Origin of the sequence: Pseudarthrobacter sp. lyk4-40-TYG-27, from assembly GCF_030209295.1 — a bacterium.
Taxonomy (GTDB): Bacteria; Actinomycetota; Actinomycetes; order Actinomycetales; family Micrococcaceae; genus Arthrobacter.
Genome location: NZ_JARVSH010000004.1, coordinates 1 through 22,088, shown reverse-complemented (window position 1 = coordinate 22,088; position 22,088 = coordinate 1). Strand labels below are relative to the sequence as shown.

The window sequence follows — 22,088 nt, the reverse complement described above, 5'->3', positions numbered from 1 at the left end:
GCACATTCGATAAAACATTACTCCTTCACCCAACGCCCGCCGCCCGCCCAGATCTTCCCCAGTGCCGGAAACGCCTGCTCGTATCCGTCCAGCAGCCTGGCGGCCAGGTCCGTCGAAGCCACGAGCGGGTGGCGGGCAAAGGCCTGCACGGCGGCGTCGCGGCTGCCCTCGGCAGCGGCCAGGACGGTGAGCCGTTCGACGTCCTTGACCTGCCGGATCAGTTCGAGCTGCGGTCCGGCAGGCGCTTGCTGGGGCAGCGGGGCGGCGCCGGCGGGGGTGACGGTGCAGGGAACTTCGACGACGGCGTCCGCCGGCAGGCCGGGGATGGCCGGTTGGGGAATAGCCGAATCTGCCGTGGCGGCCTGGGGAGCGGGACGTTCCGGGGCCGTTTCGGCTGCTTCGCCGGCGGCCGGGAGGACGTTGCGGGTGTTGAGGATCAGCTGCGTGTCCCCGCCGCCGGCGAGGGCGCGCATGGCGGCCAGGGCAACGCGTTCATAGCCGCCGCCGGCCAAATCTTCCTCGTTCCGGCGCTCGCCGGCTCCCCTGGCCTCGGCCAGGTATCCCTCTTCCCGGGACCTGCGGGCCTCTTCCCACAGCCGGTAGGCGTCCGGGCCGGCCGCGGCAAGCCGGGGATACAACTCCTGCTGCTGGCTGTGGATGGCCTCGCCGCGGGTCTGCGCCATGGCGTCCATGGCCTGCCGGGCGGCGTCGCGCCGGTAGTAGTAGTACAGGTATTCGTTGGGGAGCATGCCCAGGCTGGCCAGGAACGGCTGTGGGAAAAGCCTGCCTTCTTCGAACGACTGGAGGGCCGGCGCGTTGGCGAGCAGGTCCGGGACCACGTCCCGGCCGCCGGCTTCAAGGCGGTACAGCCAGCCAAGATGGTTCAGCCCGTAGTAGCCGACGCCGCCCAATCGCCCCTCCGGCAGGGGGACGCCGGCGGCCGACGCAGCCCGCTGCACCAGGCCGGCCGCTGAATCGCAGATTCCGATGACCCGGTGCCCCAGCACGGGGAGCAGCGCCTCCGTCACCATGCCCGCGGGGTTGGTGAAATTGATCAGCCACGCGTCCGGACAGTGTTCCCGCATCAGCCGGGCCAGCTCCAGCATGGGGGGAATGGTCCGCAGGGCGTAGGAAATCCCGCCGGCTCCTGTCGTTTCCTGGCCGAGCAACCCCAGGCCCAGCGGCACCTTTTCATCGGTGATCCGGCCCGCGGTGCCGCCGGGCCGGATCGCGGCGAACACCATGGAAGTGCCTTCGAGGGCCCCGGCGGGATCCGTAGTGGCGTGCACGGCGGGCCCGGCACCCGAGCCGCCGGGCATGCTGGCCAGGACTGCGGTGACGGCTTCGAGCCGGGCAGGATCGACGTCGTAAAGCACCACCTCGGTGACCAGCCCGGTATAGCGGCCGGACGTCAGGGCCCGGTATATCAGGGGCACGCGAAAACCCCCGCCGCCCGCAATCATAAGCCGCATACCATGCAGTCTAGGACCCGTGCCGGCCAGCTTGTCCACAGCGTTCCTGCGCCCCTACCGCCGCATGGCGCCACGGCGTATTGTGCCGAACATGGACGCGATTCCCGCACGCCCGTTCGATCCCTTGGCCGCCGTCCGTTCACCCGTCGAGCCGGGATTCGATCTGTTGCTGGCCGGGACCGTTTTCCAGGACATCATCTTCACCGGACTGCCGCACGGGCCGGAGCCCGGGACGGAAGTCTGGAGCGACGGCATGGGCAGCTGTCCGGGCGGGGTGGCAAACCAGGCCATCGCCGCCGCAAGGCTGGGCCTGCGGACCGGACTGGCGGCAGCCTTCGGCGATGACGGGTACGGCGACTTCAACTGGAAGATCCTGTCCAGCCAGGAACACGTGGACCTCAGCCTCTCCCGCCGCGTCCCGGGCTGGCATTCCCCGGTGACGGTCTCCCTGTGCGTGGACCAGGACCGCTCAATGGTCACCCACGGGCATTCGGCACCGGTGACCAACTCCGAGCTGATCGGGGACCCGCCCCGGGCACTGGCCGGCATCGCGGAACTGGGTGTGGAAGTGGAACCGTGGGCGAAAGCGGCCCACGCGGCGGGAGTTCGGCTCTTCGGCGACGTCGGCTGGGATCCCAGCGGGGAGTGGGCGCCGGTGCGGCTCGAGAACCTGCAGCACTTTTACGCCTTCCTGCCCAACCAGCGCGAGGCCATGGCGCTCACCGGCAAGGACAACCCTTGGAGCGCCCTCTACGCGCTGGCGGACCGGGTTCCGGTGGCTGTGGTGACGCTCGGCGCCCAGGGCGCCATGGCGGTCGATTCCCAAACCGGGGAGGAGGAATGGGTGCCGTCCCTTCCGGTCAAGGCGCATGACCCCACCGGTGCCGGCGACTGCTTCGACGCCGCGTTCATCGTGGGTACCTTGGCCGGGTGGCCGCTCGGGGACCGGCTGCGGTTCGCCAACCTGTGCGCATCGCTGGCGGTACAGGAGGTGGGCGGATCGCTGGCAGCCCCGGGCTGGGGCGACATCGCCGACTGGTGGAAACGCGCCAACGCCCGCCCCGAACGGCAGACGAGCCAGTGGTTGCGGCGCTTCGGTTTCCTCGCGGACATCGTCCAGGACGTACCGCTCGCTGCCCAGCGCCGGGCGGCCGCCACCATCGCCCACCTGTCGGACGCCTGAGGCCAGGCCGTCGCCGATTATTCGGCGCGAAGTGCCCGCACTAGAATCACTTAGGTGACTTACCCCGCAACAATCGGTGATTTCAGTGCTGCCTCCGGGCCGGACCCCCGCCACGAACGGTCCGCGGTGATCGACCTGGATGCCATCCGGCACAATGTCCGCCGGCTGGCCGACGCCGCGTCCCCCGCGAAAGTCATGGCCGTGGTCAAGGCCGATGCCTACGGGCACGGCGCCGTTCCCGTGGCCCGTGCGGCCCTGCAGTCGGGTGCGGCCTGGCTGGGGGTGGCCCACATTTCCGAGGCCCTTGCGCTGCGCGCCGCCGGTATCGACGCACCGCTGCTGGCCTGGCTGCACACCACCGACAGCAACTTTGGCGCCGCCGTTGCCGCCGGCGTCGACATTGGCTGCTCGGGGTGGGAACTGGAACGGATCGTTGCCGCGGCCCGCGAACAGGAGCGTCCGGCACGCGTGCACCTCAAGGTGGACACGGGCCTGGGGCGCAACGGTGCCACCCCCGAAGCCTGGGACCGCCTGGTGGGCGAAGCCGTGGAATACCAGGACCAGGGACTGCTGCGCGTGGTGGGAATCTTCTCCCACCTGGCCGTGGCCGATGAACCGGACCGCCCTGAAACTGATGACCAGTTGGCGGCGTTCAGGGAAGCCCTCGCCATTGCCGAGGACGCGGGCGTGGACCCGGAAGTGCGGCACCTGGCCAACACCCCCGCCACCTTGTCCCGGCCGGATACCCACTTCGACCTGGTGCGGGTTGGCCTGGGTATCTATGGGCTCTCGCCGTTCGAAGGCCAGACGTCCGCGGAACTTGGCCTTCGCCCTGCCATGACGCTGCGCACACTGGTGTCCCAGTGCAAAGGGGTTCCGGCCGGGCAGGGCGTTTCCTACGGCCTGCACTACCGGACCAGGGAGGCCAGCACACTGGCACTGATTCCGCTGGGCTATGCCGACGGTGTCCCGCGCGTGGCCACCGGCGGCCCCGTCCGCGTGGCCGGGAAGACCTACCCGGTGGTGGGGCGGATCGCGATGGACCAGATGGTCATCGACCTTGGGCCGGAGGCCCGGGATTCCGGCCTGCTCGGTGCCGAAGCGGTGCTGTTCGGGACCGGTGCCGACGGCGGTCCCACGGCTGACGACTGGGCACAGGCGGCAGGAACCATCAATTACGAGGTGGTCACCCGCATCAGCGCGCGGGTTCCGCGCCGCTTCATCAACGAGGACCAGCCGGCCGGCAGCAGCCCCGGCCTGGCGGGAGTACCCGGTAAAGCGGGAGCGGCATGAGCGGCACAGGGCGGCCGGCCGCCAACTGGGAAGTGACGCTGGCTGCGACGACGGCGGAGCAGACGCAGGCGCTCGGCCGGCATATTGCGGAGGTGCTCCAGGCAGGAGACCTGCTGGTCCTCTCCGGTGAACTTGGCGCCGGAAAGACAACCTTTACCCAAGGCCTGGGGGAGGGGCTGGGTGTCCGCGCTGGCATCATCTCGCCCACCTTTGTCCTGGTCCGCATCCACCCGAACCTGCCGGACGGTCCGCGGCCCGGCGGCCCGGACCTGGTGCACGTGGATGCCTACCGCCTGGGATCTGCGGCGGAGATCGATGACATCGACCTCGAGAACACGATGGACTCCTCTGTGACCGTGGTGGAGTGGGGCCATGACCGGGTGGAGCACCTGAGCGAGAGCCGCCTGGAGATCGACCTGCACCGTGCCATCGGTCTTGGCACCGCCGCGGAAGCCGCCGCGGAAGCCGCAGGTGATGCCGGCACCACGGGCGGCCCGTCCGCAACCCTCAACTTTGACGACGACACCGACGAACCGCGCACCATCGTGGTGCGCGGATACGGGCCCCGCTGGGCGACGCCACCGGCGCTGGGCGGTTTTAAAGGAGGACTCCCATGCTGATCCTCGCCATCGACACCTCGGCGGTGGCCAGCGCCGCCCTGGTGTCCGACGACGCCCCTGAAAGCGTGCTCGCGAGCTTCGCGACGGCGGACACCCGCAGCCACGCCGAGGTGCTCGCGCCCGGCATCCACGCCATGCTGTCCGAGGCCGGGGTCAACGGCGCTGACCTCGACGCCCTGGTGGTGGGCGTCGGCCCCGGACCGTTCACGGGGCTGCGTTCGGGCATTGCCACGGCCCGCACACTGTCGTTCGTCTGGGGCAAGCCCCTGCATGGGCTGATGAGCCTCGACGCCGTGGCCTTGGAAGTGGCCGAATCCACCGCTGCCGCCCCGGAATTCCTGGTGGTCACCGACGCCCGGCGCAAGGAGGTCTACTGGGCCCGCTACAGCTTGGCCGACGGCCAGTTGCCCCTGCTCCAGGACGGTCCGCACGTCAGTTTCGCCGCGGACCTTCCCGAACTGCCCGCGTTCGGTGCCGGTGCCGGGCTCTACGGCGACGTCCTGGATGCCCACCCGGAATTCGCGGCCGAGCAGCCGGACGCGCTCTACCTTGGCCAGTTCGCCCTCGCCAGGCTGGCCTCCGGAGAAGCCCTGTTGGACTCCACCCCCCTGTACCTCCGCGAATCCGACGCCCAGGTCCCCGGACCACGGAAGAGGGCACTGTGAACACCATGCAGGATCCGCGGTCGGCGGGAATCACGGTCCGCGACATGACCTTGGACGATGTCCCCGCCGTCGGACTCCTCGAACACCGGCTGTTCCCGATCGATGCCTGGCCAGTGCAGATGTTCCTGGATGAGCTGTCCCAGCCGGAAACACGCCGCTACCTGGTGGCGGAGGGCAGTGACGGCATCGTGGGCTACGCCGGCCTGATGTGCATCGAGCCGATTGCAGACGTGCAGACCATCGCCGTCGTCCCGGAGTACGAAGGGCGCGGCATCGGCAGCGACCTGCTCACCCGGCTCATCGGAGAGGCCCGACGGCGGGGCGCGGCCGACGTTCTGCTCGAAGTCCGGGCGGACAATCCTCGGGCCCAGCAGCTGTACCTGCGGTTCGGTTTCGAGCAGATCCATATCCGTCCCCGCTACTACCGCGACGGCGTGGACGCCCTGATCATGCGGCTCCCCTTGGCCGCTCAAACCGCCGGTGACGACGCAACGGAAGCAGGCAGGCAATGAACCGTACGCAGCCCCTGGTCCTGGGGATCGAATCTTCCTGCGATGAGACAGGCGTGGGGGTTGTCCGCGGCACCACCCTTCTGGCCAACACCGTTTCCTCCTCGATGGACGAGCATGTCCGGTTCGGCGGGGTTATCCCGGAGATTGCCTCCCGTGCACACCTGGACGCCTTCGTTCCCACCCTGCAGCAGGCGTTGGCGGACGCGGACGTGCGCCTTGCCGACGTGGACGCCATCGCGGTGACATCAGGCCCTGGGCTCGCGGGCGCACTCATGGTGGGAGTCTGCGCCGCCAAGGCGCTCGCCGTCGCCACCGGGAAGCCGCTGTACGCGATCAACCACCTGGTGGCCCACGTTGGTGTCGGCCTCCTGGATGACCGGGCAACCGGCAGGACGCAGGACCTGCCGGCCAACCTGGGCGCCTTGCTGGTGTCCGGCGGCCACACGGAGATCCTGCGCATCAACAGCATCACCAGCGATGTGGAGCTCCTGGGCGCCACCATCGACGACGCCGCCGGTGAGGCGTACGACAAGGTGGCCCGCATCCTGGGCCTGGGCTACCCCGGTGGGCCGGCCATCGACAAGGTGGCCCGCAACGGTAATCCCAAAGCCATCCGCTTCCCCCGCGGACTGAGCCAGCCCAAGTACATGGGCACGGCGGACCAGCCGGGGCCGCACCGGTATGACTGGTCCTTCAGCGGCCTCAAAACCGCCGTGGCCCGCTGCGTGGAGCAGTTCGAGGCCCGCGGGGAGGAGATCCCGGTGGCTGACATCGCTGCCGCCTTCCAGGAAGCGGTGGTGGACGTGATTTCGTCCAAGGCGGTGCTGGCCTGCCGCGAGCACGGAATCAAAGACGTCCTGCTGGGCGGCGGGGTGGCGGCCAATTCACGCCTGCGGGAACTGACCGGGCAACGCTGCGCGTCGGCCGGGATCCGGCTGCACGTTCCCCCGCTGGATCTCTGCACCGACAACGGCGCCATGGTGGCGGCCCTCGGTGCGCAACTGGTGATGGCCGGCGTGGAACCCAGCGGAATCGGCTTCGCCCCGGATTCGTCGCTGCCGGTCACCTCGGTGTCGCTGCCGGCCTGACGGCAGGGGGCCCGGCGAAAGCGAACCGCCGCGGGGCGCTTTGGCGGCCCCGCCGTCGTACATCACGACGGCGGCCGGCGTGTCCGTGCCGAAGTTCCCCACCTCTGCAGAAGCAGACTAGGCGGTGGGGCCGTTGCGCATCTGCTTGACCAGGTCCAGCACCACAGCCTGCAGGTTTCCGCCGTTTTCGGCTGCCACCCGGCGCTGGCGCTGGTATCCGGCGCCGCGGCGGATGATCTTCTCGACGTCGGCGAGCTCGTCGGAGCAGCGCAGCTTGGCTGCCACGGGCTCCAGCCGGTTCAGCGTCTCCAGAAGGTGGTCCGTGACCAGCTGTTCCTTGCCTGCGGCGTCCAGGATGATGATGGCATCCATGCCGTAGCGGGCGGCGCGCCACTTATTTTCCTGGACATGCCACGGCGGCATGGTGGGGATGGTGCCGCCGTTGTCCAGGGTGGTGGAGAACTCATCCACCAGGCACTGGGTGAGGGCGGCGATGGCACCCACTTCCTCCAGCGTGGCCAGGCCGTCGCAGATGCGCATTTCGATGGTGCCCAGGGCCGGCACTGGCCGGATGTCCCACCGGATCTCGGAAATGGTGTCGATGACACCGGTGGTGAACATGTCCTGGACGTAGGACTCGTACTCCGCCCAGGATCTGAACTGGAAGGGCAGCCCCGCGGTGGGGAGCTGCTGGAACATCAAGGCCCGCTGGGACGCGTAGCCCGTGTCCTCACCGCCCCAGAAGGGACTGGAGGCAGAGAGCGCCTGGAAATGCGGGAAGTAGTTGACCAGTCCGTCCAGGACGGGCAGCGCCTTGTCCCGGCGGTCCAGTCCCACATGGACGTGGACGCCGTAAATGACCATCTGCCGTCCCCACCACTGGGTCCGGTCGATCAGCTTGGCATAGCGTGCCTTGTCCGTGACCGGTTGCAGCTGCGGCGGGCTGAACGGGTGGCTGCCCGCGCAGAACAACTCCACGCCCATGGGATCGGTGATTTCGCGGACCGCGGCCACGGACCGGCTGAGGTCCGCCTTGGCTTCGGCGGCCGTTTCGCAGATCCCGGTGACGAGTTCCACGGTGTTGAGCAGGAGTTCCTGCTTGATGTGCGGGTGCTCGTCGTCTTCGTTGAGTTCCGGGTGCCGGGAGGACACCCCGCGGAGCACCTGGTTGGCGACGGAGGCGAGCTCGCCCGTCTTTCCGTCCACCAAAGCGAGCTCCCACTCAACACCGAGGGTTGACTGCCTCGATGACGCGAAGTCGATCTTCACACAATTCCTTACTGTCCGGTTTGCCGCTGGCTGGTGCCGCTCACAGGCTGCAGCCGGCAGGCGAACGGATGGTCCAAGTCTAGTCCAGGGGTAGCATCGTACTGATGGCCTCGTTCCCGCTGCGTCACAGTCCCGCCAAATCCTTTCCCCTCATCCTCGCGTTGTCAGCCGTTGCCCTGGGCTCCTGCACCGCCCCGCCCAGCGCCGCGCCGCCGTCGTCCACGGCACCTGCGCCCAGCGCGTCCGCCGCGGAAAGTACGACGCCGGCGCCCCCTTTGGCTTCCCCGTCACCTGATCCGGGTTCCCGGCCCCTGGGGTGGGGCCCCGAGCAGCGGGACCAGGACGCCGCCGCGGCGGCTGTGGCGGCCATGACGCCGGAGAAAAAAGCCGGCCAGGTCCTGCTCCCGTTCTTCAAGGGCAACCAGGTGGAAGCCCACGCGGCGCTCATCCAGCGCCTCCACCTGGCCGGGTCCATCATCATGGGCGACAACGTCCCGCGCGACCCGCAGGGGAAGGTGGACGTGGCCGCGATGGGGGCCGTGAACCAGCGGCTGCGTCAGGCCGCTACCGCGGACGGCCGGCCATGGCCCGGGATCATCGGCGTGGACCAGGAAGGCGGCGCAGTGGCCCGCCTGGGCGCCCCGCTCACCGAATGGCCGGTGCCCATGAGCTACGGCGCCGCGGGCAGCGAAGACCTGACCCGCCAGGCCGGCAAGGCGTTGGCCGCCGAGCTGCTGCCGTTGGGGTTCGACCTCGATTTCGCGCCCGACACGGACGTGACCATCGGCCCCAAGGACCCCACCATCGGTGCCCGCTCGATGTCCGCCGATCCGGCAGTGGCGGCAGCGCAGGGCGTGGCGTTCTCCCGGGGCATGCTGGACGCAGGCATCCTCCCCACCGTCAAGCACTTCCCCGGGCACGGCTCGGTGACGACCGATTCCCACCTCAACCTCCCCGTCCAGCCGGCCTCCATCGACGAGCTCCGGGTCAGGGACTGGAAACCGTTCCAGGCCGCCGTGGCCGCCGGCTTGCCGGTCGTCATGACCGGGCACATCGCCGTGCCCGCGCTGGAACCCGGCGTGCCGGCGTCGCTCTCCGCGCCCAGCTACGCGGCACTGCGGAACCTGGGATTCCAGGGCGTAGCGGTGACGGACGCCCTCAATATGGGAGCCGTGGAAAAGCAGTATCCGGCCGGCGCGGCCGCCGTGAAGGCCCTGGCCGCCGGCGCCGACCTGCTGCTGATGCCCGAGGACGTGGAACAGGCGCATGCCGCCATCCTGCAAGCCCTCGCAGCTGGCAGCCTCCCGGCCGCACGGCTCGATGACGCCGCGAGGCGGGTTGCCACCATGATGATGTGGCATGCGCGCACAGCGGCCCCCGCGGGGACCCCCGGTGCGGGTGCTCCGGCCGGCAGTGGCGCAGCCCTGTCAGCCAAGGTCTCGGCATCCGCCGTGACAGTCCTCTCCGGCCCCTGCCACGGACCGCTGGTGCCGGGTTCGGTACGCGTCCAAGGCGGTGGCCCGGGGGACCGCGAACGCTTCGAAGCCGCTGCCGCCCGTGCCGGCCTGGCCGTCGGCTCCGGCCCCGTGGTCAACCTCATCGGCTTCGGCGGCACACCGGGAGCGGGAGACATCGCGGTAGCCCTGGACGCGCCCTGGCCGCTGCAGGACTCCAACGCACCGATCAAGCTGGCGCTCTACGGCCGCAACGACACCGCCTTCGACGCCCTCGCCGCCGTCCTGGCAGGGAAGGCAACGGCGCCCGGAAAGCTGCCTGCCGCCGTCGGGCCCTATCCTGCCGGAACCGGCTGCACTCCGTGACTTGCGAGCGGGAGCAGCAGGGAGCGCGTTTAATGGTCGGGTGCCCATTCTGAATAAAGACATGACCCTCTGCATCTCGCTCTCCGCCCGCCCCAGCAACAACGGGACCCGGTTCCACAACCACCTTTACGGGCAACTGGACCTGAACTGGATCTACAAGGCGTTCGCGCCCACCAACCTTGAACAGGCCATCGCCGGCGTGCGGGGCCTGGGCATCCGGGGCTGTGCCATCTCCATGCCCTACAAGGAAGACGTCATAGCCCTGGTGGACGAGATGGACCCCTCCGCCAAGGCCATCGACTCCGTGAACACGATCGTGAACACCGATGGCCACCTCAAGGCGTACAACACCGACTACACGGCCATTGAGCAGCTCCTGGCCTCCAACGAGGTCCCCACCAGCTACTCCGTGGTGGTACAGGGATCCGGCGGCATGGCCAAGGCCACGGTGGCGGCCTTGCGGGACGCCGGCTTCACCAACGTCACGGTCGTGTCCCGGAACGAGGCCTCCGGCCGGGCGCTCGCGGACCAGTACGGCTTCCAGTGGCGGGCAGCGCTCGACGGCAGGACGGCTGACCTCATCATCAACGTCACGCCCATCGGAATGGCAGGGAGTATGGCCGGCGGGGCGGACGCAGAGACCGTGTCGTTCCCGGCGGAGGCAATCGAAGCGGCCCGCCTGGTCTTCGACGTGGTGGCCTTGCCCGCCGAGACGCCGCTGATCCGGGCCGCCCGTGCAGCCGGCAAGCCGGTCATCACCGGTGCCGAAGTGGCCACCATCCAGGCCCTCGAACAGTTTGTCCTGTACACCGGGGTACGGCCCACGGCTGAGCAGGTGCGGGCCGCCGAGGAGTTCATGCGCGCCCAGTAGCGGACGGGCGGCCCGCCCGGCCGGCCCTAGGGCATGCCGGTCGGGACGGATTCCACCACGACGGCCACCCGGTCCTCGCCAATCCGGGTCAGGACCAGGGTGGCGGCCTTGCCGGCGGCCTTCTTTCCGGAACCCTTGCCGGCCGCCTTTCCGCCCGGCAGCAGTTGCTTCCGCAGTTCTTCGGGGGTGACGGCAGTGCCCCGCTTCTTGATGTCCAGCACGGTGATGCCCTCCTGCTTCACCCAGGCTTTGAGCGCCTTGACGTTGTAGGGCATCACTTCCCGCACTTTGTAGGCGCGGGCGAACGGCGTGGCCACCAGTTCCGGCGCACAGATGTAGGCGATGTGCTCATCCACCAGGTGGCCGCCGAGTTCCAGCGCGACATCCGCCACCAGTCCGGCCCGGATCACGGCGCCGTCGGGTTCGTACAGGTAGCCCTCCACCGGTCCCACCGGTGCGGTGGGGCCGGCACCGAATTCGTTGCCGCTGGTCAGTTCGGCCGCACCTTCCGGGCCAAGGACCAGGGCGGCGCGGCGCACCCCCGGCCTGCTGACGGCGTTGAACCACAGGGTTACTTCGGTGACGTCTCCGGCTACCGACACCCACTGGGCCTCGCAGCCGGCGGGCACGGATTCGTGCGGCATGCCGGGCCCCATCTTGACGCCCACCGCCTTCCCGGACGCCGCGAGCGATTCAACGAAGGACAGCGGCGGTGAGAACGCTTCCGGGTCCCAGATCCGCTTGGTGCCGGACGTGGAGGTGACCCGGCGTGCTGGATCCAGCCACACGCCGTCGACCCCCTCCAGCGGCACCGCTGCCGCGTCCGCGTGCACCACGGTGGCGTTGGGGAAGGGGATCAGGTTCACCGTGGCGCAGGCCGCCGTGGTCTCGTCCATTTCGACGGCGGTCACTGTGAGGTCAAGGGATGCCAGGGCCAGGGAATCGGCGCCCAGGCCACAGCCCAGGTCCGCCACATGGCTGATCCCGGCGGCGGCGAACCGCTGTGCGTGGCGCGCCGCGACGTTCAGGCGGGTGGCCTGCTCCAGGCCTGCCTGGGTGAAGAGCATCTGGCGGGCGAACTCACCGAACTTCGCCTCGGCCTTGGTGCGCAGCCGCGACTGGGTCAGGACGGCGGAGACCAGCCCGGCAGGATGGCCGGCCTTCCGGAGCGCGGAGTTGAGTTCGAAGGAATCCTCGTCCCGGTAGGGGCCCAGGGAGGCCAACAGCTCCCAGCCTTCGGGGGTCAGCAGCGGTGCGATCTGGTCCTGGGGAGCGTGAGCCATGGGTTCCAGCCTAGTGGAGGAGCGCATGCGGGGTTGCCGATAGTGTGGACACCATGGATGAAACCGCAGCCCCCGGGGGCACCGGCGAACACGACCCCAAGGAACGGGGTCCTGCCCGGTTTGCCCGCCCGGTCCTGATCGCCGCGGCCGTGGCGGCACTGGTGTGCATCGCGCTTCTGGTGATCATCTTTGTCCTGGACACATTCAACGCCACTGTCTACTCGGTGGGCGGCAACGACATCTCGGACAACACGCAGGAAGCCCGCGACATCCGCGGACTGTACGACGGCGCGCGGGCAGGGAGCATCTTCTTCCTGGTGGCCGCACTGCTCGCCGCGGCCGCTGCGGGCTGGGTGCTGTTCCGTAGCCGGAAGCAGGGTGGCAGTGATGCCGACGGCGGCGAGGACGTGGACTTCGACGATCTGGGCCGCTGAAGCTGCCTGGGCCCCCGCTGCTTCCGAAACCGCGCCCAACGGAATACGCCGATGACGAAAAACTGGCACTCGCCTTGACCGAGTGCTAACCCTTACATAGAGTTTCAATTAGCACTCTCCCCCGGAGGGTGCTAACACATGAAGAGCTGCCAGCCAGGCTGCTGCCGGCACCGCGACGACGGTTTGCCAGCCACGGCGGAAAGCTTTCCAGTCCACGAATTTGCTGACGAAAAGGAGAGGTCCGAGTGTCGGTCTCTATTAAGCCTCTTGAGGATCGTATTGTTGTCCGCCCGCTCGAAGCCGAGCAGACCACGGCTTCCGGCCTGGTCATCCCGGACTCCGCACAGGAGAAGCCGCAGGAAGGCGAAGTTGTTGCAGTAGGCCCCGGCCGCTTCGAAGACGGCAACCGCGTTCCTGTCGACGTAGCCGTTGGCGACGTCGTCATCTACTCCAAGTACGGCGGAACCGAAGTCAAGACCGGCGGCACCGAGTACCTCGTGCTGTCCGCCCGCGACGTCCTGGCGATCGTCGTCAAGTAACTCTTTCGGATCCCCGTGCCGCCGGCCACGCTTATGCTGGCCGGCAGTGCGGGGTTTCTGTCTTTGAAAGGACAAAACCATGGCAAAGCAGCTTGCGTTTGACGACGCTGCACGCCGGGCCCTCGAGGCCGGCATCGATAAGCTCGCCAACACCGTCAAGGTGACGCTCGGCCCCCGCGGCCGCAACGTCGTCCTGGACAAGAAGTGGGGCGCCCCCACCATCACGAACGACGGCGTCACCATCGCCCGCGAAGTCGAACTGGACGACCCCTACGAGAACCTTGGCGCCCAGCTGGCCAAGGAAGTCGCCACCAAGACCAACGACGTTGCCGGTGACGGCACCACCACCGCCACCGTCTTGGCACAGGCCCTGGTCAAGGAAGGCCTGCGCAACGTTGCCGCCGGTGCTGCCCCCGGCCAGATCAAGCGCGGCATCGAGGTTTCGGTTGAAGCCGTCGCCGCCCGCCTGCTGGAGAACGCACGCCCCGTCGAGGGCACCCAGGTTGCCAACGTTGCCGCCATCTCGGCGCAGAGCGACGAAATCGGCGAACTCCTCGCCGAGGCCTTCGGCAAGGTGGGCAAGGATGGCGTCATCACCATCGAAGAGTCCTCCACCACCCAGACCGAACTGGTCCTCACCGAGGGCATGCAGTTCGACAAGGGCTACCTGTCCCCGTACTTCGTCACCGACGCAGAACGCCAGGAAGCCGTCCTCGAGGACGCCCTGATCCTGATCAACCAGGGCAAGATCTCCTCCATCCAGGAATTCCTGCCGCTGCTGGAAAAGGCGCTGCAGAGCTCCAAGCCGCTGTTCATCATCGCCGAGGACGTCGACGGCGAGGCCCTGTCCACGCTGATCGTCAACCGCATCCGCGGCACCCTGAACGTCGTGGCCGTCAAGGCACCGGGCTTCGGTGACCGCCGCAAGGCCATGCTCCAGGACATCGCCACCCTCACCGGCGCACAGGTTGTGTCCCCGGAACTGGGCCTGAGCCTGGACACCGTGGGCCTGGAGGTGCTCGGCACCGCCCGCCGCATCACCGTCACCAAGGACAACACCACCATCGTCGACGGCGCAGGCTCGGCCGAAGACGTTGCGGCCCGCGTCGCGCAGCTGCGCGCCGAGCTGACCCGCACCGACTCCGATTGGGACCGTGAAAAGCTCCAGGAGCGCCTGGCCAAGCTGGCCGGCGGCATCGGCGTCATCAAGGTGGGTGCTGCCACCGAGGTTGAGCTGAAGGAAAAGAAGCACCGTATCGAGGACGCCGTTTCCTCCACCCGCGCTGCCCTCGAAGAAGGCATCGTGGCTGGTGGCGGCTCAGCCCTGATCCACGCCCTGAAGGCACTGGATGAGGACCCGTCCGTCAAGGCACTCGAAGGCGACGCTGCTGCTGCCGTGGGCATCGTCCGCCGCGCCCTGGTCCAGCCGCTGCGCTGGATCGCCCAGAATGCCGGCTTCGACGGCTACGTCATCACCTCCAAGGTGGCCGACCTCGAAACCAACAACGGTTTCAACGCCAAGTCCGGCGAGTACGAGGACCTGATCGCTGCCGGTGTCATCGACCCCGTCAAGGTCACCCGTGCTGCCCTCCGCAACGCGGCCTCCATCGCCGCCCTGGTTCTCACCACCGAGACCCTGGTCGTGGAGAAGCCGGCCGAAGAGGACGAGCACGCAGGCCACAGCCACTGATCCTGCCCGTCTTCACCTGCAGAAAACCGGTCCAGCATCTGCTGGGCCGGTTTTTTGTGCACCAGGGGCTCGGATCAGGTTGCGGCCATCTCGGACGTTTCAACCCCGCCCGCGCGTTCGTACACCAGCGAGACAGCCCCTTTCGGGAAGCTGCGTACCGGCTCGGCGAGGCGGTACGACGCCGGGACAGTGCCGGCGTCGAACAGGCGTTTGCCCTGGCCCAGCGTGACCGGATAGAGCCAGAGGTGCAGCCGGTCCAGGACATCCGCAGCCAGCAGCGAGCGGATCAGGACGCCGCTGCCGAACATGTGCACCTCCCCAAACTCGTCACCGAGGCGTCCTGCAGCCCGTTCATCCGGCAGGACTGTGGTGCCGGCCCAGCCTGGCCCGGACAGCGTGCGCGAGACCACGAACTTCGGTACCCGGTTGAGTGCATCAGCAATGTCCCCTGCCTGGTGCGGCCAGTAGGCCGAAAAGATGTCGTAGGTCCGCCGGCCGAGAAGCAGGGCATCCATGCGGCCAATCTCTGCGGCAATGGCGGCGCCGCCCTCGTCGTCGGACACCGGTGCCTGCCAACCGCCGAAGGCGAACTCTCCGTAGGTGTCTTCCTCCCGGCCGCCGGGAGCCTGGTAGACGCCGTCGAGGGTGATGAACAGGTTTGCCACTATGAATCCCATGCGTCCAGTGTGGGAGGGGCCTTGGGCGCTGTCCAGAGCAGGGAGCCGGCGCGTGGCAGGATGGTGCCATGCTGCTCCTCGAGCTCGTCAAAACCTCGGACGCCGTGGCGTCCACCCGCTCCCGCCTGGCGAAGGTGGATGCACTGGCGGACCTGCTGCGCCGGCTTGAACCGGCGGAGATTCCGACGGCGGTGGGCTTGCTGGCGGCGAAGCCCCGGCAGGGCCGTGTTGGTGTCGGATGGCGCAGCGTCGCGGCTTCGAAGGCCGAACCGGCCCCGGAAGCAAGCCTCACTGTGGCCGACCTCGACGCGGCCCTGGACACGCTGCTCGCCACCGCGGGGGCAGGTTCGGCGGCCGGTCGCGCCGCGACGCTCGGGAACCTGATGCGGGCTGCGACGGCGGGGGAGCAGGGTTTCATCTCCGGCGTCCTGCTGGGTGAGCTGCGCACCGGCGCCCTCGACGGCGTCCTGGCCGATGCCGTGGCCCGCGCTGCGGACAGGCCCGTTGCCGCCGTACGGCGTGCCGCGATGCTCTCCGGTGATCTCGGCGGGACCGCCCTGCTCGCCATGACCCGGACAGCAGCCGAGCTGGAGGCGGTGGGCCTCGTCGTCGGCCGCCCCGTGCAGCCCATGCTTGCCGCCACGGCGGCCAGTCCAGGCGAAGCCCTGGAAACCACGGGAGAAGCCTCGGTGGAATACAAGCTCGACGGCGCCCGGATCCAGGTCCACCGGTCCGGCGCCGAGGTCAGCATCTACACCCGCAACCTCGCCGATGTCACGCACCGCCTCCCGGAGGTGGTTGACCTGGTCCGCGGGCTGCCGGTGCAGGATGTGATCCTCGACGGCGAGACCCTGGCCCTCGATGAAGACGGCGGCCCGCGGCCGTTCCAGGAAACCATGGCCCGGTTCGGCGCGGATGCCGTGCGGGAAACGGTACTGCACCCCTGGTTCTTCGATGTTCTGCACATCGACGGGCGGGACCTGCTGGACGAACCGTTGTCGGTGCGGATCGACGCGTTGGAACGGGTTGCCCCGGAGCATCGGATCCCGGGCGAAATTACGGCGGACCCGGAGGTTGCTGAACGGGTGTCCCGCGAGGCGCTGGCTGCGGGTCACGAGGGTGTGGTGGTGAAGGCCATCGGGTCCGCCTACGCCGCCGGACGGCGGGGATCCAACTGGGTGAAAGTCAAGCCGGTGCTCACCTACGACCTGGTGGTGCTTGCCTGTGAATGGGGGTCTGGCCGCCGGACCGGGCTGCTCTCGAACCTGCACCTCGGCGCACTGGACCCGGACGGGGACTTCGGCGAACCAGGCGGCTATGTCATGGTGGGCAAGACCTTCAAGGGGCTCACCGATGAGCTGCTCCGCTGGCAGACGGAGAAATTCCAGGAGCTCGAGGTGCGCCGCACCGCCGGCACCGTGTGGGTTGAGCCGGTCACCGTCGTCGAAATCGCCATCGACGGCGTCCAGCAGTCACCGCGCTACCCGGGCGGGATCGCCCTGAGGTTCGCCAGGGTGAAGCGCTACCGGGACGACAAATCGCCGGCCGAAGCCGACACCATCCGGACCCTTCGGGCCTTGCTGCGTCCCTAGCGGACTGTGCCTTGTCGGCTGTGCGGGTGCTGGGGCGGTCAGTGGCGCAGGCCGCTCCGTTGGCCCCGCACGCTGTGCGCCGCTGCCGCGGGCCGCCGCCTGGCCACCAACCGGTAGAAGAGAAGGACCGCGACCGCGGCCACGACAATGCCGACGAGGTTCAGCAACAGCTGCAGGGCCGAGCCGGCCGCCTTCGGGTATTCACCCAGCACCAAGGCAACTGCAACGTACCCTGCGGCCGGGACCGTGGTCACCGAGATGAATACGCCGATGAGTGCCGCCGAGCGCCTGCCGATAATCGACAGCATGCCCGCGATACCCGCCAGCACGGCAACGATCAGTGAATAAGGGCCTGGATGGTAGATGAATTCGACGGCCGAACCCGTATCCAGGGCATTGCGCGGGAAGAGTCCCAGCGGGATGGACAGCCATGCAGTCAATGCCGCCAGCAGCATGGCCACGGGGAACCCGACCCCCAAGGCAATGGCGGCGCGGCGGCCAAGCTTCCACTGCCGGGTGGCCAGCGAAACGGCGAGGGCGGCCAGCGGCCCAAACTCCGGTCCCACCGCCATGGCACCCACAATTGCGATCGGCGAATCGGTCACGATGCCGATTCCGGCGAGCTGGGTTGCCAGCACCAGGAAGGCCAGGAAGTTCCAAGTCAGCCTGGAGTCCTCACCGGTTTGGCGCGTTACGTCGTCCCAGATCACCGCGTCCGCGCCGTCCCCGGGAGCGGCATGCTCCGCCCGGTCGGCACTGCTGGAGAGCACGAACTCCGGCGTCGTCATGGCCACGGATCCCACGTCGCGGATCTTCAGGACCTGGAGCTTCTCCAGGAGTTCCTCCACGGATTCCCTGGCGACCTGGACCTCGATGACGTCGCCCGCCGGCACCACGGACGCGCCGGGAACCAACGCCACCCCCGCCGTTCCCACCTGGTCCCGGCAAGTCTGCACCGTCACCTCGGACAATTCTTTGGGCACGCAAATCCGCAATTGGACAATCACGCCGGCTCCCTTCCACACCTCGGCCCAGCTTAGTTCGCGCCGGACCCCGGATTGGCCCTTCCAAACCCCGGTGCGTAGGCTTAATGTTTTGGCTGGCCGGCGGCGTGAGGGGTTTTGGAGTGTCGATGACAGGAACCCGGACAGCGCCGCATCCAGCGGGACAAGCCCCCGGCCGCGACCGTAAACCGACCTTCCGGCCAGAGGTCCAGGGACTGCGTGCACTGGCGGTCCTCATGGTCGTGGCCTATCACGTCTGGTTGGGACGCGTGTCCGGCGGGGTGGACGTATTCCTGCTGATCTCGGCCTTCCTGCTCACGCTCTCCTTTGTCCGCAAGGCAGAGTCCGGCCAGCCCTTCCGGCTGATGGCCCATTGGCTGCACCTCTTCAAGCGCCTCCTGCCGGCCGCCGTCGTGGTGATCCTCGGGGTGCTGGCCGGCACATGGCTGATCCTGCCCCAAAGCCGCTGGCCGCAGATCCTGGACCAAGCCTGGGCCTCGCTGTTGTACAGCCAAAACTGGGTACTGGCTGACGCCGCGGTGGACTACTACGCCCAGGACCACGCAGGAGCCAGCCCGCTGCAGCACTTCTGGTCCTTGTCCATCCAGGGGCAAGTCTTCATCCTGTGGCCGCTGATCTTCGCCGCAACCGCCGCGCTCCTGCCCGCCGCCCGCCGGATCCCCCTGTTGCGCCACGTGGCCTACCGGGGCCTGCTGGCCGTGGTTTTTGGCGTGGTGTTCGCCGCGTCCCTGGCCTACTCGATTGACCAGACGGCCACCAACCAGGCCTACGCATACTTCGATACCGGCGCCAGGCTCTGGGAGTTTGCCCTCGGGTCGCTGCTGGCGCTGGCGTTGCCGTACCTGCGGCCCGGCCGCGCGCTGAGGATGGTCCTGGGCTGGGCAGGGCTCGCCGGCATGGTCTCGTGCGGATTGCTCCTCACGGTCGACAGGTCCTTTCCCGGCTTTGTCGCCCTCTGGCCCACACTGGCCGCCGCCGCCATCATCGTCGCCGGGCAGTCCGGCAGCCGCTTCGGCGTGGACAGGCTCCTGAGCAGCCGCCCGGCGGTCGCCTTGGGCGACAACTCCTACGCCCTTTACCTCTGGCACTGGCCCCTGCTGGTGCTGGCCCTGGCGGCCACAGGGGTGGAGGCGCCGAACCTCAAGCAGGGCCTCGGGATCGTTGCAGCCGCCGTCGTACTTGCCTTCCTGACCACCCGCTTCGTTGAAAAACCGTTGCGTGACTGGCACTGGCCCAAGCTCCGGGCGTGGCGCACCGCCGTCGTCATTGTTGCCTGCGGTGCGCTGCTGGCCGGTCCCGTCGCCGTCTGGCAGACATCGCTCACCGCGGAGGAAAGCGCGACGGCGGCACAGCCCCGGGAGCTGACGCCGGGTGCGTTGGCGCTCACCCCGGAGAACGAAAACGTGCCGGCTCCCCGGGCAAGGACCATTCCCGGCCCGACTGCACTGGACAACGACTGGGCCGGAATCGACTCGCCCTGCACGGGTTCAAACGCCACGGACGACCCCATCCTGGAGGGGTGCCGCCAGGAGCTGCCGGAAGAACCGGCCACCAAACGCATCGTGGTGCTGGGGGATTCGCACGCCCAGCAGTACCTTGCCGCCCTGGCTCCGGTGGCCGCTGCACGCGGTTGGGAACTGGTGACATTGCTCATGCCCGCGTGCCGGTTCGGCGCGGAATCGGAAACCCGCAACGCGGAATGCAACGCCTACAACAGGGCCAGTTCCGCCTACGTCCTGGAACATCGTCCGGATGCTGTCTTCACAGTGGCGTCGCTGACCCATGAGGACGCGCCCTTCGAAACGGAGGTGCCCGGCTACCTTGCAGGAGTCGCTCCGTTCGCCGAGGCGGGCATCGAGATCGTGGGCATCCGGGACAACCCCAGGTTCACGTTCAACATGCCCGAGTGTGCGCAACGCAACGGCGCCGACGCGCCGGAGTGCAACCCGTCGCTGGCCGAGTCCCTCGTGGAGCCCTCGCCGCTGGAGAACTACCGCGGCAAGGTACCGGGCCTTCACCTGATGGATATGAGCGACTTCATCTGCGCCCGCGGCGTCTGCCCTGCCGTCGTCGGGAACGTCTACGTCTACAAGGACGACAACCACCTGACCCGGACCTATGTGGAGACCATGATCCCCATGTTCGAGCAACGCCTGCTGGCCGCAACCGGATGGAGCTGAGTGCGGTTGCTCACATTGCGGGCCTGGAATAGGGGGATCGGGCCGGAGGTTCTAATATTTAGTCAACACTTTCTGCGCCCGGAACGCCGTATCCCACGGTGGTCCCGCAAGAACGTCTGCACAGGCCAGTTCCGTAATAACGGGCTGGTCATCGGCTGCAACCCCTACCCGTGACCCAGCAACCAAGGTAAGAGGCGCACTCATGACCGAGCCCGAACACAATCCTTTTGGCTTCATTGGCCTGACCTACGACGACGTCCTGCTCCTGCCGGGCCACACCGACGTCATCCCCTCCGAGGCCGATACCTCATCGCGGATCTCCAAACGGATCAGCGTGCAGACCCCCCTGCTATCGGCAGCCATGGACACCGTCACCGAGTCCCGCATGGCCATCGCCATGGCCCGCCAGGGTGGCTTGGGCGTGGTGCACCGCAACCTCTCCATCGCCGACCAGGCGGACCAGGTGGACCGGGTCAAGCGGAGTGAATCGGGCATGATCACCAACCCGCTGACCATCCGCCCCGAGGCCACGCTCCGGGAACTGGATGACCTCTGCGCCCACTACCGCGTGTCAGGCCTTCCCGTGGTGGACGAGGACAACCGCCTGCTGGGCATCGTCACCAACCGCGACACCCGCTTCGTACCGGAGTCCGACTTCCCGCTGCGGCTGGTCAGCGACGTCATGACCAAGATGCCCCTGGTCACCGGCCACGTGGGCATCAGCCGCGACGAAGCCTCCCACAAGCTGGCCACCAATAAGATCGAAAAGCTCCCGCTCGTGGACGAGCAGGGCCGGCTCAAGGGCCTGATCACCACCAAGGACTTCACCAAGGCCGAACAGTACCCGCTGGCCACCAAGGACGACGAAGGCCGCCTCCGCGTAGGTGCAGCCATCGGCTTCTTTGGTGACGGCTGGGAGCGCGCCATGACCTTGGTGGACGCCGGGGTGGACGCCCTGTTCGTGGACACCGCCAACGGCCACTCCCAGGGTGTGCTGGATATGATCCGCAGGCTGAAGTCCGATCCTGTTGCCGCGCACGTGGACATCATCGGCGGCCAGGCCGCCACCCGCGAGGGCGCCCAGGCACTGATCGACGCCGGCGCCGACGGCATCAAGGTGGGCGTTGGGCCCGGCTCGATCTGCACCACCCGCGTGGTGGCCGGTGTGGGTGTTCCGCAGATCACCGCCATCTACGAGTCCGCCAAGGCGGCCATCCCGGCCGGCGTTCCACTGATCGCCGACGGCGGCCTGCAGTACTCCGGCGACATCGGCAAGGCCCTGGTGGCCGGTGCCGACACCGTCATGCTCGGTTCCCTGCTCGCCGGCTGCGACGAGTCCCCGGGTGAGCTGATCTTCGTCAACGGCAAGCAGTTCAAGTCCTACCGTGGCATGGGGTCGTTGGGTGCCATGCAGTCGCGCGGCAAGAACACGTCCTACTCCAAGGACCGCTACTTCCAGGCGGACGTTTCCGGCGACGACAAGCTGATCCCGGAAGGCATCGAAGGCCGCGTGGCGTACCGCGGCCCGCTGTCCTCGGTGGCCTACCAGCTGGTGGGCGGCCTGCGCCAGACCATGTTCTACACCGGCGCGCCGACCATCCCCGAGCTGAAGGCCCGTGGCAAGTTCGTCCGGATCACCTCCGCCGGGCTGAAGGAATCGCACCCGCACGATATCCAGATGACGGTGGAAGCACCGAACTACGGTTCGCGGTAGGCACAGGAGTCAACAAAGGAGGCAGGGTTTCGGCCCTGCCTCCTTTTGTTTTCCGCGGCAGGCCTTGTCGTCTTTGAATGTCGGACCCTGGTTGGATGATGTTTCCATGGGAATCGGTGCGGATCTGGCGGTGGTGATGGAGGGTGTTTCTGCCTCTGTTG

At 68.2% G+C, this 22,088-nt stretch carries 19 protein-coding genes; 14 read left to right on the top strand and 5 right to left on the bottom strand.

Annotated elements, in window-relative coordinates:
* Window positions 1-17 precede the first annotated feature (17 nt).
* Window positions 18-1,472: a 6-phospho-beta-glucosidase gene (locus tag QRM96_RS07685; RefSeq protein ID WP_285319089.1), complete on the bottom strand. Its 1,455-nt coding sequence runs from the start codon at window positions 1,470-1,472 to the stop codon at window positions 18-20.
* A gap of 91 nt (window positions 1,473-1,563) precedes the next feature.
* Between QRM96_RS07685 and QRM96_RS07680 the strand changes: the two genes are divergently transcribed.
* From QRM96_RS07680 to tsaD, 6 genes are read left to right on the top strand one after another with little or no spacing between them, the layout of a single operon-like run.
* Window positions 1,564-2,655: a carbohydrate kinase family protein gene (locus QRM96_RS07680; protein WP_026264285.1), complete on the top strand. Its 1,092-nt coding sequence runs from the start codon at window positions 1,564-1,566 to the stop codon at window positions 2,653-2,655.
* A 54-nt stretch (window positions 2,656-2,709) separates the two neighbouring features.
* Window positions 2,710-3,948 carry an alanine racemase gene (gene alr / locus QRM96_RS07675; RefSeq protein WP_285319087.1) on the top strand — a complete coding sequence of 413 codons (1,239 nt, stop codon included), beginning with the start codon at window positions 2,710-2,712 and terminating at the stop codon, window positions 3,946-3,948.
* Complete coding sequence (tsaE, locus tag QRM96_RS07670; protein WP_285319085.1) at window positions 3,945-4,568, top strand: tRNA (adenosine(37)-N6)-threonylcarbamoyltransferase complex ATPase subunit type 1 TsaE; 624 nt, start codon at window positions 3,945-3,947, stop codon at window positions 4,566-4,568. Before alr ends, tsaE begins: the two co-directional genes overlap by 4 nt.
* A complete protein-coding gene (tsaB, locus tag QRM96_RS07665; protein WP_285319084.1) occupies window positions 4,562-5,233 on the top strand; it encodes a tRNA (adenosine(37)-N6)-threonylcarbamoyltransferase complex dimerization subunit type 1 TsaB in 672 nt (223 codons plus the stop codon). The genes tsaE and tsaB overlap by 7 nt, the downstream gene beginning before the upstream one ends.
* Before the next feature lie 5 nt (window positions 5,234-5,238).
* Window positions 5,239-5,745, top strand: coding sequence for a ribosomal protein S18-alanine N-acetyltransferase (gene rimI, locus QRM96_RS07660; RefSeq protein ID WP_043423681.1), 507 nt, complete (start codon window positions 5,239-5,241; stop codon window positions 5,743-5,745).
* Window positions 5,742-6,833, top strand: coding sequence for a tRNA (adenosine(37)-N6)-threonylcarbamoyltransferase complex transferase subunit TsaD (gene tsaD / locus QRM96_RS07655; protein ID WP_285319082.1), 1,092 nt, complete (start codon window positions 5,742-5,744; stop codon window positions 6,831-6,833). The genes rimI and tsaD overlap by 4 nt, the downstream gene beginning before the upstream one ends.
* 117 nt (window positions 6,834-6,950) lie before the next feature.
* Here the strand turns inward: tsaD and QRM96_RS07650 are convergent, their stop codons facing one another.
* A complete protein-coding gene (locus tag QRM96_RS07650) occupies window positions 6,951-8,102 on the bottom strand; it encodes a glutamate--cysteine ligase (RefSeq protein WP_018760383.1) in 1,152 nt (383 codons plus the stop codon).
* A gap of 368 nt (window positions 8,103-8,470) precedes the next feature.
* Between QRM96_RS07650 and QRM96_RS07645 the strand changes: the two genes are divergently transcribed.
* Both QRM96_RS07645 and QRM96_RS07640 read left to right on the top strand, forming a co-directional pair.
* Complete coding sequence (locus QRM96_RS07645; RefSeq protein ID WP_285319600.1) at window positions 8,471-9,922, top strand: glycoside hydrolase family 3 N-terminal domain-containing protein; 1,452 nt, start codon at window positions 8,471-8,473, stop codon at window positions 9,920-9,922.
* A gap of 40 nt (window positions 9,923-9,962) precedes the next feature.
* Window positions 9,963-10,793, top strand: coding sequence for a shikimate 5-dehydrogenase (locus QRM96_RS07640; protein WP_269208823.1), 831 nt, complete (start codon window positions 9,963-9,965; stop codon window positions 10,791-10,793).
* Between the two features lie 26 nt (window positions 10,794-10,819).
* On the opposite strand, the gene QRM96_RS07635 is transcribed toward QRM96_RS07640, so the two are convergent.
* A complete protein-coding gene (locus QRM96_RS07635; protein ID WP_285319077.1) occupies window positions 10,820-12,076 on the bottom strand; it encodes a THUMP-like domain-containing protein in 1,257 nt (418 codons plus the stop codon).
* 53 nt (window positions 12,077-12,129) lie between these two features.
* Between QRM96_RS07635 and QRM96_RS07630 the strand changes: the two genes are divergently transcribed.
* The 3 genes from QRM96_RS07630 to groL all read left to right on the top strand — a co-directional run bounded on the left by QRM96_RS07630 (window position 12,130) and on the right by groL (window position 14,739).
* On the top strand, window positions 12,130-12,510 hold the full coding sequence (locus QRM96_RS07630) for a hypothetical protein (protein ID WP_285319076.1): 381 nt from the start codon (window positions 12,130-12,132) through the stop codon (window positions 12,508-12,510).
* 245 nt (window positions 12,511-12,755) lie between these two features.
* A complete protein-coding gene (groES, locus tag QRM96_RS07625) occupies window positions 12,756-13,049 on the top strand; it encodes a co-chaperone GroES (RefSeq protein WP_003805290.1) in 294 nt (97 codons plus the stop codon).
* A 79-nt stretch (window positions 13,050-13,128) separates the two neighbouring features.
* Window positions 13,129-14,739, top strand: a complete 1,611-nt coding sequence (groL, locus tag QRM96_RS07620) for a chaperonin GroEL (protein ID WP_018760377.1) — start codon at window positions 13,129-13,131, stop codon at window positions 14,737-14,739.
* A gap of 74 nt (window positions 14,740-14,813) precedes the next feature.
* Here the strand turns inward: groL and QRM96_RS07615 are convergent, their stop codons facing one another.
* Window positions 14,814-15,416, bottom strand: coding sequence for a dihydrofolate reductase family protein (locus tag QRM96_RS07615; RefSeq protein WP_109044405.1), 603 nt, complete (start codon window positions 15,414-15,416; stop codon window positions 14,814-14,816).
* A 68-nt stretch (window positions 15,417-15,484) separates the two neighbouring features.
* Here QRM96_RS07615 and QRM96_RS07610 point away from each other — a divergent pair, with 68 nt between their 5' ends.
* Entirely contained in the window at window positions 15,485-17,008 is a 1,524-nt protein-coding gene (locus QRM96_RS07610; protein ID WP_285319074.1) for an ATP-dependent DNA ligase, read from the top strand.
* A 38-nt stretch (window positions 17,009-17,046) separates the two neighbouring features.
* Here QRM96_RS07610 and QRM96_RS07605 read toward each other — a convergent pair whose 3' ends face one another.
* Window positions 17,047-17,970 carry a DUF389 domain-containing protein gene (locus tag QRM96_RS07605; protein ID WP_285319073.1) on the bottom strand — a complete coding sequence of 308 codons (924 nt, stop codon included), beginning with the start codon at window positions 17,968-17,970 and terminating at the stop codon, window positions 17,047-17,049.
* A gap of 170 nt (window positions 17,971-18,140) precedes the next feature.
* Here QRM96_RS07605 and QRM96_RS07600 point away from each other — a divergent pair, with 170 nt between their 5' ends.
* Together QRM96_RS07600 and guaB are read left to right on the top strand one after the other, a co-directional pair.
* The gene (locus tag QRM96_RS07600; RefSeq protein ID WP_285319072.1) at window positions 18,141-20,213 is read left to right on the top strand and encodes an acyltransferase family protein; all 2,073 of its coding nucleotides are present in this window, start codon (window positions 18,141-18,143) and stop codon (window positions 20,211-20,213) included.
* Between the two features lie 202 nt (window positions 20,214-20,415).
* Window positions 20,416-21,927, top strand: a complete 1,512-nt coding sequence (gene guaB, locus QRM96_RS07595) for an IMP dehydrogenase (protein ID WP_018760372.1) — start codon at window positions 20,416-20,418, stop codon at window positions 21,925-21,927.
* Window positions 21,928-22,088: the final 161 nt, after the last annotated feature.

Coding starts and splice junctions, on each gene's coding strand:
- QRM96_RS07685 (WP_285319089.1), bottom strand. CDS start 1,472: ATGCGGCTTATGATTGCGGGCGGCGGGGGTTTTCGCGTGCCCCTGATA.
- QRM96_RS07680 (WP_026264285.1), top strand. CDS start 1,564: ATGGACGCGATTCCCGCACGCCCGTTCGATCCCTTGGCCGCCGTCCGT.
- tsaE (WP_285319085.1), top strand. CDS start 3,945: ATGAGCGGCACAGGGCGGCCGGCCGCCAACTGGGAAGTGACGCTGGCT.
- tsaB (WP_285319084.1), top strand. CDS start 4,562: ATGCTGATCCTCGCCATCGACACCTCGGCGGTGGCCAGCGCCGCCCTG.
- rimI (WP_043423681.1), top strand. CDS start 5,239: ATGCAGGATCCGCGGTCGGCGGGAATCACGGTCCGCGACATGACCTTG.
- tsaD (WP_285319082.1), top strand. CDS start 5,742: ATGAACCGTACGCAGCCCCTGGTCCTGGGGATCGAATCTTCCTGCGAT.
- QRM96_RS07645 (WP_285319600.1), top strand. CDS start 8,471: ATGACGCCGGAGAAAAAAGCCGGCCAGGTCCTGCTCCCGTTCTTCAAG.
- QRM96_RS07635 (WP_285319077.1), bottom strand. CDS start 12,076: ATGGCTCACGCTCCCCAGGACCAGATCGCACCGCTGCTGACCCCCGAA.
- QRM96_RS07630 (WP_285319076.1), top strand. CDS start 12,130: ATGGATGAAACCGCAGCCCCCGGGGGCACCGGCGAACACGACCCCAAG.
- groL (WP_018760377.1), top strand. CDS start 13,129: ATGGCAAAGCAGCTTGCGTTTGACGACGCTGCACGCCGGGCCCTCGAG.
- QRM96_RS07615 (WP_109044405.1), bottom strand. CDS start 15,416: ATGGGATTCATAGTGGCAAACCTGTTCATCACCCTCGACGGCGTCTAC.
- QRM96_RS07610 (WP_285319074.1), top strand. CDS start 15,485: ATGCTGCTCCTCGAGCTCGTCAAAACCTCGGACGCCGTGGCGTCCACC.
- QRM96_RS07600 (WP_285319072.1), top strand. CDS start 18,141: ATGACAGGAACCCGGACAGCGCCGCATCCAGCGGGACAAGCCCCCGGC.
- guaB (WP_018760372.1), top strand. CDS start 20,416: ATGACCGAGCCCGAACACAATCCTTTTGGCTTCATTGGCCTGACCTAC.